Genomic DNA, 12290 nt, shown 5'->3' with positions numbered 1-12290 from the left:
CTAGGCTGCCGGCCCGATCGACTCGCGGTCCACGAACGCGGTCGGCAGCGCCGCGTCGTTCTGGGAGGAGCCGCCGTCGATCTCGGTCAGCAGCCGCCTGATCCCGAGCTCACCGAGGGCCGCCAGCGGCATCCGGATCGTGGTCAGCGCCGGCGTCGGCAGGTCGGCCCCGAAGATGTCGTCGAAGCCGACGATGCTCAACCGGCCCGGCACGTCCAGGCCGTGGTCCCGGCATTCGCGCAGCAGCCCGAGCGCGACGAGGTCGTTGTACGCGAGCACCGCGCTCACGTCGGCGGCCTTCACCCGCCCGAACGCCTCGGCCCCGCCCTCGCGGGTCGGCGCGTTCGATTTGATCTCCACGATGGACATGTCCCATTGCACTGCGATCTCGAACGCGTGCTGCCAGCGCTGCCCGTTCATCCACGAGGCCTCGGGCCCGGCGAGGTAGGCGATGCGGCGGTGCCCGGCCTCGCGCAACCGCTCCAGCGCCGTCGTGATCCCCGGCCGCACATCGGGGATGACGGCCGGGATGCCTTCGACGAGGCGGTTGACGACCACGAGGGGCTTCACCGAGGAGAGCTCCTGGATCTGGTGGTCCTCCAGGCGCGAGCCCACGAGGAGCAGTCCGTCCACTGAGGTCTGCAGCCGCTCGGCGGTGGCCCGTTCGAGTTCGGGGGACTCCTGCGAGTCGGCGAAGACGATGGTCATGCCGGTCTCGGAGGCCACCCGTTCGGCGGCGCGCACCAGGTCGAAGTACACCGGGTTCGTGATGTCCGAGACGAGCAGGCCGAGCGTGCCGGTCTTGCCGGTCGGCAGCGCCCGCGCCATGGGGTTGATCCGGTAGCCGAGTTCTGCGGCGGCGTCGCGGATGCGCCGCTCGGTCTGCGCGTTGAGGCGGCCGGGCTTGTTGAGCGCGCGCGACACCGTCGAGGGGCTCACCCCGGTCAGCCGCGCGATGTCGTAGATCGTCGGGGGCGCTTTGCGCTCGCCGTTGCGGGGACGGGTGGCGGCGTCGGACTGCTCCATGCCTCCCCTTTCGCGCTTGTTGCCGGGGGTTGTCATCCGGCAATCGTTTGGTGCCACGCAGCCGCGAGCCGCGGCAGGGCTCACTGAGCATACCCGAGGCCCGCCCCTTTTGCGGAGGCGAGGGTTCCGCGATTTCGGCGATGGCAATCGATTGACGAACGGTGTCGAACACGGCGTTCCCGCTGCTCCTGCTACGTCCCGACGTCCTTGCGGAAGCGGGCGAGCTTCGCTTCGACGTCGCGGATCTTCGCGTCGACGAAGAGGTGCTTGGAGTGTCGGTTCTCGCGGAGCCATGCTGCGGCGGCCATGGGAGTCCTCAGATGCGGGGGTGTCGGCTCAGGTCACCGTATCGCAGGCGGTCCGGCGGTCACGGGACGATCGAGTCGACGTACCCGCCGTCGACCCGCACGGCCGCGCCCGTGGTCGCGGACGCGAGCGGAGAGCTCAAGTACGCCACCAGGTTCGCGATCTCCTCGGGGTCGATGAGGCGGCGCAGGAGCGACTGGGGCCGGTGCAGGCGCATGAACTCGCGTTGCGCCTTTTCCCACGGCAGGTCCTTGTCGACGAGCTGGTAGACGAACTCCTCCACGCCGCCGGTGTGCGTGGGCCCGGCGATCACGGAGTTGACGGTGACTCCGGTGCCGGCCGCGGCCTTGGCGAAGCCGCGGGAGACGGCGAGGAGCGCGGTCTTGGTGGTGCCGTAGTGGATCATCTCCTCGGGGACGACTATGGCGGAGTCGCTGGCGATGTTGAGGACGCGGCCCCAGCCCTGCTTGCTCATGTCGGGCAGGTACGTCCGGATCAGGCGCACCGCGGAGAGCACGTTCACCTCGAAGTAGCGCCGCCACTCGTCATCGGCGATCTCCAGCGCCGGTTCGGCCCCGAAGATCCCTAGGTTGTTGACGAGGATGTCGACTGCGGGCAGGCCCTCGGCGAGCGCTGCTGCGCCGTCCTCGGTGGCGATGTCGCCGGGGGCGGCGAAGCAGCGGTCGGTGTAGGTGGCCTCGTTGACGCGGGCCACGGCGGCGTCCACGGTCTCGGGCTTGCGGCCGTTGATGCCCACGCGCGCCCCGCCGAGGGCGAGTTTCGCGGCGATGGCCTCGCCGATGCCCTGGGTGGAGCCGGTGACGAGCGCGGTCCTGCCTTCGAGGTCGATCGAGATCATGGAGCCACCGTAGCGCCGGTACGACGGGGCCGCGCCGGTTCGCGGCCGCCCGTACTCGCCTAGCGGGGGATGAGCCGCTGGAGCTGGGTCACGTGCCCCGGTTCCAGTTCCTCCAGGCTCGCCACGCCGAGGAGCTTCATCGTGCGCTCGACCTCCTCCTTGAGGATCGCGATCGTGCGGTCCACCCCGTCGCGCCCGCCCGCCATGAGGCCGTACAGGTAGGCCCGGCCGATCATGGTGAACCGCGCGCCCAGCGCAATCGAGGCGACGATGTCCGCCCCCGACATGATGCCCGTGTCCACGTGCACCTCGGTGTCGCGGCCGACTTCGCGCACGACCTCGGGCAGCAGGTGGAACGGGATCGGGGCGCGGTCGAGCTGGCGGCCGCCGTGGTTGGAGAGCGTGATGCCGTCGACACCCATGTCCGCCAAGCGCTTCGCGTCGGCGACGGTCTGGACGCCCTTGACCACGAGCTTCCCGGGCCACTGCTCCTTGATCCACGCCAGGTCCTCGTAGTCCACCGTGGGGTCGAACATGGTGTTCAGCAGCTCGGCCACGGTGCCCGACCAGCGGCTCAGGGAGGCGAACGCGAGCGGTTCGGTGGTGAGCATGTCGAACCACCAGTTCGGGTGCTTCGCCATGTCGAACACGGTCTTCACCGTGAGTTCGGGCGGGATGGCGAAGCCGTTGCGCTTGTCGCGCAGCCGCGCCCCGGCCACTGGGACGTCCACTGTGACCAAGAGGGTGTCGAACCCGGCCGCCGCGGCGCGGTCGACGAGCGCCATCGAGCGGTCGCGGTCCTTCCACATGTAGAGCTGGAACCAGTTGCGGCCGTTCGGGCCGCCGGCTTCGGCCACGTCCTCGATCGGGGTGGTGCCCATCGTGGACAGCGCGAACGGGATGCCCGCGGCGGCCGCCGCTCCGGCCCCGGCCCGCTCGCCCTCGGTGTGCATCATCCGCGTGAACCCGGTGGGCGCGATGCCGAACGGCAGCTCCGAGCGGCGGCCGAGCACGTCCCAGCCGGTGTCGAGCTTCGAGACGTCGCGCAGGATCGCGGGGTGGAACTCGATGTCCTTGAACGCCTGCCGCGCGCGGGCCAGCGAGAGTTCGGCCTCGGCCGCGCCCTCGGTGTAGTCGAACGCGGCCCGCGGGGTGCGCTTCTTGGCGATCCGGCGCAGGTCCTCGATCGTGAGCGCGGCGCGCAGGCGCCGCCGCTTCGCGTTGAAGTCCGGCTTCTTGAACTTCACCAACGGCAGGAGGTCCTTGGGACGGGGGAGTTGTCGCTGCGTCATGTGCGGGCCTATCGGGAGGGGGACGGGGCGTCCTGCAGCCCGGGAGGCGGCCGCTCGGCACCGCCGCGACCCGAACTACGGTTTGAATCGTTTCAAACACGGAGCTTATCCCACTCGACGCTCCCGCACCAGAGCGAACCTCGGAACTCCCGCCGTAAAAACCCCGCCTCCGATGCGCCGACTGCGCACCGGAGGCAGGACCGGGCTCACTCGCCGCTGCGCAGCCAGACCGTGGTCTCCGGCGGCAGCTCGCCGTTGAGCGGGCCGCTGGCGGTCAGCACCTCGCCGGCGGGCAGCGGCACGGCGGTCGTGCCGAAGTTCGCCACGGCCTCCCAACCGTTGGCCCGGCGCAGGTGCAGCACCTGCGGTCCCGAGTCGACCCACGTCAGCGATTCGTCGGTCTGGAGCCGGCGGCGCAGTGCCAGGGCGTCGCGGTACAGGTTGAGGGTCGAGTCCGGGTCGTCCGACTGCGCCTCGACCGAGACCGGGCCGAACCACTCCGGTTGCGGCAGATGGGCTCCGTCGCTGCCGAACCCGTACGACTTGCCCTGCTCGGTCCACGGGATCGGCACCCGGCAGCCGTCGCGGCCCACGTCCACGCCAGGGCTGCGGAAGAACGTGGGGTCCTGCCGCTCCTCGTCCGGGATATCGGCGACCTCGCCCAGTCCGAGCTCTTCCCCCTGGTAGAGGTACGCGCTGCCCGGCAGCGCGAGCATGAGCAGCGTCGCGGCCCGCGCGCGGCGCAGCCCGGCGGCCTCGTCCAGCACCGGGTCGGTGCCGCCCGAGAGGAGCCACTTGCGGTTGTAGTGGCGCGGCCGGTCCCCGTTGGGCGGCAGGCCGTACCGGGTCGCGTGGCGCACCACGTCGTGGTTGGAGAACACCCAGGTCGTGGAGGAACCGGACGCGGCGGCCTGCTCGAGGTTGTCGACGATGATGCGGCGGAACGCATCGGCGTCGAAGTCGGCTTCGAGCAGGTCGAAGTTGAACGCCTGGCCCAGCCCTTCGGCGCTGGCGTAGCGGGCGCGGCGCGCGGGCGGGTCGACCCAGGCCTCGGCAACGGCGATGCGCGGCGGGTCGTACTCGTTGAAGACCTCGCGCCAGCCGGCGTAGATGTCGTGCACTTCATCCCGGTCCCACAGCAGGTGGGTGCCGGTGGCCCGGTCCATCGCCGCGAGCTCGGCCTCGGAGGGCAGGTCCTCGGGGAGGTGCTTGGCGAGGGCGTGCGCGACGTCGACGCGGAAGCCGTCCACGCCCCGGTCGGACCAGAACCGCAGGGTCTTGAGGAAGTCCTCGCGCACGTCCTCGTTGCGCCAGTTGAAGTCCGGCTGCTCGGGGGCGAACAGGTGGAGGTACCACTGGCCGTCGCCCACGGGCTCCCAGGCCGGGCCGCCGAACATGCAGACCCAGTCGGCGGGCGGCCGCTCGCCGTGGGGGCCGAGGCCGTCGCGGAAGACGTACCGGTCGCGTTCGGGGGAGCCCTTCGGCGAGGCCAGCGCCTGCCGGAACCACTCGTGCATGTCGGAGGAGTGGTTGGGGACGATGTCGACGATGAGCTTGATGCCCGCGGCGTGCAGGGCGCCGATCATCTCGTCGAAGTCGGCGAGGGTGCCCAGGCGCGGGTCGACGTCGCGGTAGTCGGCGACGTCGTAGCCGCCGTCGGCCAGCTCGGAGGGGTAGAACGGGCTGAGCCACACGGCGTCGACCCCGAGCCGCGCGAGGTAGTCGACCCGGGAGGTGATGCCGGGGAGGTCGCCGAGGCCGTCGCCGTTCGCGTCGGCGAAACTGCGCGGGTAGATCTGGTAGACGACGGCCTGGCGCCACCAGTCGGCGTCGAGGCGTGCGGGTGCGGTCGTGTCGGCGGTGCTCGTGAGCAGCTCGGTCATGGACGTGAGCCTTTCAACTGTTGATATCCTGATTAAATCTAGTTCTCAAATCAAATGGCTCCCGCCATACTGGGCCAGGAAAGCCGAGGTGTCAAGAGACGTGCCCCGAGAAGACGAGAAGTACGCATTCTCACTGCGCCGCGCGAACGCGGCCGCCGTGCTCGAGTACGCCTGGGGTAGGACCGCCTTCACCGCCAGCGACGCCATCGCCGCGACGGGGCTGACCCGTTCGACCGTGATCGCGCTGTGCGACGACCTGGTCGAACGAGGCTGGTTCGCGGAGCTCCCGAACGCCCGCGCCGCGGGGGAGGAGTACCGCAAGGGCCGCCCCGCCCGCCGCTACGAGCTGCGTGCGAGCGCCGGAGCGGTCGTCGGCGTCGACGCCGGCCAGCACTGCATCACGGCGACCGTCGCCGATCTGCGCGGCAACGTCCTCGCGCGCACCTACACCGAGATCGACCCCGACGGCCTCGGCGGGCCCGAGCGCGTCAAGGCCGCCGATGCGACCATCGACCAGGCGATCGCGCTCTCCGGCGTCCCGAAGGCCTCGGTCATGTGCGTCACCGTCGGCGTGCCCGCCCCCACCGACCGCGACGGCGAGTCGCCCGACGGCGAATACGAGTACTGGCGCCGCATGAACCCGGGGTACGCCGCCCACTTCCGCGCGCGAGGCCTGCTCACCGAGGTCGAGAACGACGCCAACCTGGCCGCCCTCGCGGAAGGCGCCCTCGGCGCGGGCGTCGGCGCCTCCTCCTACATCGTCCTCATGTCGGGCGAGCGCTTCGGCGCCGGCTATGTGGTCGACGGCCACCTCGTGCGCGGGAAGCGCGGTGCCGCAGGCGAACTGCGGCTCCTCAACCTCGTCGAGGGCGTCGGCTCGACCGAGGGCATCGGGGCGCTCCTGCGCGACTGGGCCCTGGCACTGCGCTCATCGGGCACAGTGGACACTTCGAGTCCGATCATGGAGGCCCCCAGGCCGAACCTCAGCGCTGAACTCGTCTTCGAGGCCGCCGCGGCCGGTGACCCGGCGGCGCTCGCGCTCCTGGACCGCATGGCCGAGCGCCTCGCCCGCGTCTGCGCGGTCCTCGGCGGCCTGCTCGACGTCGAGCGCATCATCTTCTCCGGCGCGGTCGCCGACTCCCTCGCCCCGGTCCTGCCGCGCACCGCCGCCGTGCTCGAAGGCCTCACCCACCCGCCCGCGCCGGACCTCGTCGCCTCGCCGCTCGGCGGCGGCGTGGTGAGCCTCGGCGCGGTCACCCGCGCCCTGGAGATCGTGAGGACCGACGCGATCGTCCTCGAACCGCTCGCCCCGGCCGATCCCCCTGGGACCGGAGGTCGCCCTCCGGCCCCAGGGACCCTCACTCACTCCGCACGGATGTCGTCCACATAGACCGTGCCCGCCGCCGTCGTCCCGCCGTAACCCAGGTACAGGTTGAACGCCGACACCGCCGCCAAGTGCTCCGCGTCCAGTCGGGCGTCCGCGTGCCCGGTGTCCCAAGGCGCGGGCCGGAAGTCGGCGAACGGCGCGTTGACCTCCGCACCGGACGTGTTCGACAGGCCCGTGTTGTACTCGAAGTACGCGCCCTTCGACACCACCTGGATCGTCATGCCGTTCGTGGAGCCGTCGCCCTTGAGCCACAGCTTCAACGCGCTGAACGCCGTCCAGTCCTGGCCCACCGACTTCCCGATGCCCGTGTACCCGGCGTTCGCGAAGTCGTACGAGTACGCGAGACCGTAAGCGCCCGAGGCCTTGTGGTCCGCCGTGAGCGTGGTCGTGTTGGCGTTGACGTGGCTGTACGCCTCGCTCAGCGTCAGGTCGTCCCCGGCGTACCCCTCGAAGTCGTCGATCCACCCCACCGGGAGCGGCTCCACCTCGCCGAGGAACACCAGCGCCGAGTCCGTCATCATGCGGCCGTTCACCTTGGCGCTCACCTTGACCGTGACCGTCCGGTTGTCCAACCAGGACGGATCGATCGACCACTTCCCCGAGTAGAACCCCGCCGAGTCCCGCGTCAGCGCCACCGGCGTGCCGCCGTTGATCGAGTAGGTGGCCTTCCGCGAGGTCGCGGAGGTCAGGCGCATCCGGATCGTCGTCTCGGCCGTCGTCACGCGCTGGCGGTCGGTGGGCGTCACCAGGTGCAGGAACGGCGCAGCGGGCACCGCGTAGGTGCGCGCGTCGTAGACCCCGTCGAGATCGGAGGCGAAGAGCGAGTACGGGTCCTCGTAGAACTCCACGAAGTCCGGCTCCATCGCGTGCCCCGGGAACGGCACGTACGCGCGGTTGTTCCCGCCGAAGTTCGCCCAGGTCAGCATGTGCGACACCCGGCTCGCGGCCGGGTCGGCCTTCAGCGCCCCGAGGAGATCGGTGAACCAGTCGAGGTTCCGGCCCTCGTCCCCGGACTCCCCGAACTCGGTGAACGCCGGCACCTTCCCGCGCTCCTCGGCGAGGCCCACGACCATCGCCAGGTCCTTCATGGTGCCCGCCAGCCACTCCGGCGAGCCCGCCGAGTTGTCGTACGCGTCGTAGCCGAGGACGTCCACGAACTCGTCGCCCGGGTACGTCTTCATGTAATTCGTGGGGTCGCCGCCGAAGCTCGAGTTCGGCGAGTACGAGTACAGCAGGTTGTGCACCTTCTTGGTGTCCCGCAGGTACTCCACGGTGTACCGGAAGATCTCGATGAACTCCGCGGAGGTGCAGTGCCCTGCGCCCCACCAGAACCAGCCGCCCGTGTTCTCGTGGAACGGCCGGAACACGATCGGGATCAGCGTGCCGTCGGGCCGCTTGGCGCCCTTCACCGAAGCCGCGATCCGGTCCAGGAACTCGTTGAAGTCCGCGTGCTTCGGCCCGCCGGGGAGGATCTGGCTGACGACGCGGCCCGTGGTGTCCCAGAAGTCCCCGCCCGTGACGAAGTTGTACAGGTGCGCGCTCAGCACATTGATCCCGCCGAGCGCGTCCGACTTCTCGAAGGCCCAGCTCATGGCCTCGATGTTCTCCTCAACGGTGCCGCCGTATACGCCCGGTTTCTGGAACCCGTTGAGGATCAGCGTGTCCCAGCCGAACACGGCCGGGTAGTCGCCCGTGGTGGCCTGCACGTCCGAGGTGGTCTCGGTGAAGGTGTCGAAGGTGAACCCGTCGGTGAGGGTGTGCTCGTGGCCGAACAGGATGCCCTGGCCCTGCTGGTCGAGCATGTACTGGAAGAGCGCACGCGTCTGCGGCGTCGCGCAGTCGTCGACGAGCTTGACGCGCTGCCGCCGGTTCGTCTCGGCGCCGGCGGCCAGCGGCATGCCGGCGGACGCGGCGACTGCTGCCGCGGTGGCGGCGCCGAGGGTGATCACGGCGCGCCGGGGCGCGCGGAATGCGGAGATAGGCACTTGCGTCTCCTTTGGAACGTAAGGCCCTCGCGGGAGGGGTTGGATCCGGTGAGCGGCTATGACCTGGGGTTTCAAATACTGAATCGGTTAAGCCGACCACAGGATATCCATAGCGATTCATCGATGTCAACGGGTGCGGCGCTATCGCCTCGCCGCTTGACCGGTTCGGCCCGGGCCCGCGCGCGCTGTCCGGGACGGACGCGGACGGTCGCGCGCGCTGCCGCAGGGGCCGAGATCACCTAGGATGGTTGGGCATTGACCCCTGCCCACCCCTGACCCCGTTGCGAGGTGCAGCCGTGGAACCCGGATCGCTGATCGCCGACCGCTACCGACTCGACGCGACGATCGCCTCCGGGGGGATGGGCACGGTCTGGCGCGGGTACGACACCCGCCTCAAGCGGGCCGTGGCCGTGAAGATCCTCAAGTCCGGCTTCGAGCGGGACGAGAACGCCCGCGTCCGCTTCGAGCACGAGGCGCAAGCCGTGGCCTCCTTGCACCACAAGGGCATCGCCGCCCTCCACGACTACGGCGAGACGGCCGACGACAGCGGCGCGATCCTCTCCTACCTCGTGATGGAACTGATCGAGGGCCGCTCGTTGACCGAAGTGCTCCTCGGCGGCCCGATGGATCCGGCCGAGGCCATGCGGTTGTGCGCCCAGGTCGCCGAGGCCCTGCAGGCCGCGCACGACGCCGGAATCATCCACCGGGATGTGAAGCCCGCCAACATCATCATCGACGAGCGGGGGCGCGCGGTCCTGGTGGACTTCGGCATCGCCCTTTCGGCGGGGCGCACCGCCATCACCGAGACGGGCCTGCTGCTCGGCACCCTCCTCTACGCTTCGCCCGAGCAGCTCGAAGGCCATGAGCTCACCGCGGCCACCGACGTGTACTCGCTCGGGGCGGTCGCCTACGAATGCCTCGCCGGGACGCCGCCGTTCACCGGCGAGACGGCCGGGACCATCCTCAACGGACACCTGAACCAGCCCCCGCCCCAGTTCTCCGAGACGGTGCCGCCCGCGCCCGCCGCCGTGGTCTTCCAAGCCCTCGCCAAGGGCCCTGAGAGCCGCTGGCCCACCGCGGCGGCCTTCGCTGAGGCGAGTCTGCATGCCGCCGCGAACCCCGAAGAGCCGCATGCCGACCCCGCGCTCTTCGCACCGGCCCCAGCGATGCCGAGCACGACCGGTCCGCAACCCTTCCCCGCCCCGGTCCTCCCGCGCCGCCCTTCCATGCGCAAGCGGCTCCTGGTCGTCCTCCCCACGGCCGCGGTCGCCATCGTGGCCGCAGTCGCGGCCCTGATGCTCTCGCCCTGGCTCAGCGAAGCCGGTGACGGCGGCGGCGGCGAACGAGGCACCCTCGCCGCCGCAGGCCCATCGGCCTCAAGTGAAGGCGCGCCGGCGATCGCCGCCTCCGCGACCCCGGAGCCGTCCGCTACGGAGACCACCAGCGCCGTCGCGACCGACCTGGAGGAGACGACGAGCAAAGCTGACGAAGGCGGTGGCGAAGAGGCGACCGGAGGAGGAGACGGCGGTGCGGGAAACGAACCGACCGAGGACGCCACTGAGGATGATCCCGGCATGATCGACGGCAGCCCCCCGAACCTCCCGGACGTGAGGGGCGAGTGGTACACCGAGGCCCGGGACCACCTGCGATCGGAGGGTTGGACCAACGTCGCCTTCGCCACCGAGTCGACCGACCCGGACAACGGCCAGACCGAATGCAGCGTCGTCTACCAGGACCCGGACCCGGGCGCTCCCACCGACTACGACACCCCGATCACGCTGACCTACCTCGAATTCGCCGATGGCAACTGCTAAGCGGCGAGAGGCCCCGCTAGCGGCCGGTTTGCCCGCCCACTGCGATAACGGACCGGCGTGGTCGGTTCTGATAGGTACGTTCAGTTCTGGAGTTCCTCTCGAAGACGCCGCGCCAGTTCGGCCTTGGCGGCCGGGCTCTGGTCGATGACGCCGTTCTCTCCCATGAGCGCGTGGTACTGCTGCTGCGCGTAGGGGACATCTGGCGGCAGGGGCGCCACGTGCCAGTGGACATGCGCGTTCCCCTGCAGGCTTCCCAGCGACAGCACGTAGATCCGCTCGACCGGCAGCACCGCCTGCAGTCCCACCCCAATCTGCCGAACCAAGGCCTGGAGCGCCAGGTACGCTTCTTCGCTGAAGTCACGGATGACATCTTCGAGGTGCCGCTTGGGGCAGACCAACACGTAACCCTCGAGGGTCGGGTACCTATTGAGGAACGCGATGTGGTCGTCGTCTTCGTACACGACTTCGTGAAAGGCTTCGGGCTCGCCTGCTACAAGCGCACAGATGAAGCACCGCCCGCCCTGCATGTTCCTGACGTACGTCGCTACGTCGAACGGCACCTTCGCTATCCCGCGATCATCCATCACGTAACCTCGCACTCGCCGGATGAAACGAATGCGTCCGAACGAACGCACCCACGAACTGCTTACGTGACTTCGGTCGATGCCGCAACTGCGATCGCGAGGGCGCGGTGTTCTCGGGCCATGGCCTCGAGGTTTGATCGGAGCTCTGCCAGCCATTCGGGCTCGTCGTTGCCCGGCGTGCCGAGGGCTCGCGTGATCCGGACCAGCGAGCAGACGGCGTGTACGCCTGCGAACAGCCGTAGGCTCGCGAGCTCGTCCTCTTCGACGGCGCGAACGCTGCGGTATCCCGCGATGAACGCCTCGACCAGGGCCTTCCGCTCCTCCATGATGCGGCCGTCGGGCCCGGTCAGGTCCCGCAGGGCGTAGGCGACATCGGCGGCGTACCAGGAGAGCGCGGCCTCGTCGAAGTCGAAGGCCGTCGCCTGGTCGCCGTCCCACGCGAGGTTGTCCAGCTCGAAGTCGCCGTGGACGGTCCCGAACCCGGCCCGGTCGCGGGGCAGCGCGGCGACTCGCTCGCCCAGGCGTGCAGCGGCTTTCACGAGGTCGGTGTCGTCGGCGAATCGCTCCGGCACCTCCGCCAGCTCGCTGAATGCCTGCGGCAGAGCGGCATCGAGGCCGGCGGCATCGCGATGCACCACCGCGAGCGCGCGGCCCCACGCATGGGTCTGGTCCGCGGTGAGTTCATCGGCGTCCACTTCTTCGCCCGGCGCGGCTTCCACCACCATGGCGCGCATCGGTCCATGCGCGGTCGGCACGGTGACCGTGAGCGCTCCGGAGTCCGCCCGTACGGGCCGGACGACCGGTGTGCCCGCCTCGGCGAGGCGGTCCATGAGCGTCGCCACGGCCTCCACGGATTCGGGGCCCGTGTAGGTCTCCGGCACGAACCGCAGGTACCGCTTGCCACCCGGGTCGGGCAGCACGAACACGTGCGAGGCGCTGGAGCGCCACCACCTCGCGGTCCCGGGCTCGTACCCCCATGCGGCGGCGACCTCGTCGGCGATCGGACTGGTCCAGGCTTCGGTGACGGTCTGCTTCAGACGGTCGATCTCATTCAATGGCATCATCGCGAGCCAGTCTCGCTTGCTTGGGGGTGCGAAGGCAACCGGATTCCCAACGGCACGCCACCGTGCGAACGGTCCTCGCGCTCTGGGTAG

The 12290-nt window shown here is 70.1% G+C and carries 9 protein-coding genes; 2 read left to right on the top strand and 7 right to left on the bottom strand.

Features of this window, described 5'->3' with window-relative positions:
- From AB0I03_RS06045 to AB0I03_RS06030, 4 genes are all read right to left on the bottom strand, one after another.
- Positions 1-1026 (bottom strand): LacI family DNA-binding transcriptional regulator, encoded by a 1026-nt coding sequence (locus AB0I03_RS06045; protein ID WP_360407160.1) that lies wholly within the window; start codon positions 1024-1026, stop codon positions 1-3.
- A 367-nt stretch (positions 1027-1393) separates the two neighbouring features.
- Positions 1394-2188, bottom strand: a complete 795-nt coding sequence (locus AB0I03_RS06040; protein ID WP_360408110.1) for an SDR family oxidoreductase — start codon at positions 2186-2188, stop codon at positions 1394-1396.
- Positions 2189-2250: 62 nt separating this feature from the next.
- A complete protein-coding gene (locus AB0I03_RS06035) occupies positions 2251-3483 on the bottom strand; it encodes an alpha-hydroxy acid oxidase (RefSeq protein WP_360407157.1) in 1233 nt (410 codons plus the stop codon).
- Positions 3484-3689: 206 nt separating this feature from the next.
- Positions 3690-5366 (bottom strand): glycoside hydrolase family 13 protein, encoded by a 1677-nt coding sequence (locus AB0I03_RS06030; protein ID WP_360407154.1) that lies wholly within the window; start codon positions 5364-5366, stop codon positions 3690-3692.
- Positions 5367-5466: 100 nt separating this feature from the next.
- Here AB0I03_RS06030 and AB0I03_RS06025 point away from each other — a divergent pair, with 100 nt between their 5' ends.
- Positions 5467-6756 carry an ROK family protein gene (locus AB0I03_RS06025; RefSeq protein WP_360407151.1) on the top strand — a complete coding sequence of 430 codons (1290 nt, stop codon included), beginning with the start codon at positions 5467-5469 and terminating at the stop codon, positions 6754-6756.
- Here AB0I03_RS06025 and AB0I03_RS06020 read toward each other — a convergent pair.
- Positions 6729-8738 (bottom strand): glycosyl hydrolase, encoded by a 2010-nt coding sequence (locus tag AB0I03_RS06020; protein WP_360407148.1) that lies wholly within the window; start codon positions 8736-8738, stop codon positions 6729-6731. The genes AB0I03_RS06025 and AB0I03_RS06020 overlap by 28 nt on opposite strands.
- Positions 8739-9034: 296 nt before the next feature.
- Here AB0I03_RS06020 and AB0I03_RS06015 point away from each other — a divergent pair, with 296 nt between their 5' ends.
- Positions 9035-10552 (top strand): protein kinase, encoded by a 1518-nt coding sequence (locus AB0I03_RS06015; RefSeq protein WP_360407145.1) that lies wholly within the window; start codon positions 9035-9037, stop codon positions 10550-10552.
- Positions 10553-10632: 80 nt separating this feature from the next.
- Here AB0I03_RS06015 and AB0I03_RS06010 read toward each other — a convergent pair whose 3' ends face one another.
- Entirely contained in the window at positions 10633-11136 is a 504-nt protein-coding gene (locus tag AB0I03_RS06010; protein ID WP_360407142.1) for an HIT family protein, read from the bottom strand.
- A gap of 62 nt (positions 11137-11198) precedes the next feature.
- Positions 11199-12200 (bottom strand): phosphotransferase, encoded by a 1002-nt coding sequence (locus AB0I03_RS06005; RefSeq protein ID WP_360407139.1) that lies wholly within the window; start codon positions 12198-12200, stop codon positions 11199-11201.
- Positions 12201-12290: the final 90 nt, after the last annotated feature.

The sequence above is a fragment of the Glycomyces sp. NPDC021274 genome, assembly GCF_040641195.1.
Classification (GTDB): domain Bacteria; phylum Actinomycetota; class Actinomycetes; order Mycobacteriales; family Micromonosporaceae; genus Glycomyces.
The sequence above is the reverse complement of the archived record's forward strand: the minus strand, read 5'-3'. Positions and strand labels throughout refer to the sequence as shown.

Bases quoted from the DNA above. Each gene is read 5' to 3' on its own strand.
- AB0I03_RS06010 (WP_360407142.1), bottom strand. From the start codon at position 11,136: ATGGATGATCGCGGGATAGCGAAGGTGCCGTTCGACGTAGCGACGTAC.
- AB0I03_RS06030 (WP_360407154.1), bottom strand. From the start codon at position 5,366: ATGACCGAGCTGCTCACGAGCACCGCCGACACGACCGCACCCGCACGC.
- AB0I03_RS06005 (WP_360407139.1), bottom strand. From the start codon at position 12,200: ATGATGCCATTGAATGAGATCGACCGTCTGAAGCAGACCGTCACCGAA.
- AB0I03_RS06035 (WP_360407157.1), bottom strand. From the start codon at position 3,483: ATGACGCAGCGACAACTCCCCCGTCCCAAGGACCTCCTGCCGTTGGTG.
- AB0I03_RS06045 (WP_360407160.1), bottom strand. From the start codon at position 1,026: ATGGAGCAGTCCGACGCCGCCACCCGTCCCCGCAACGGCGAGCGCAAA.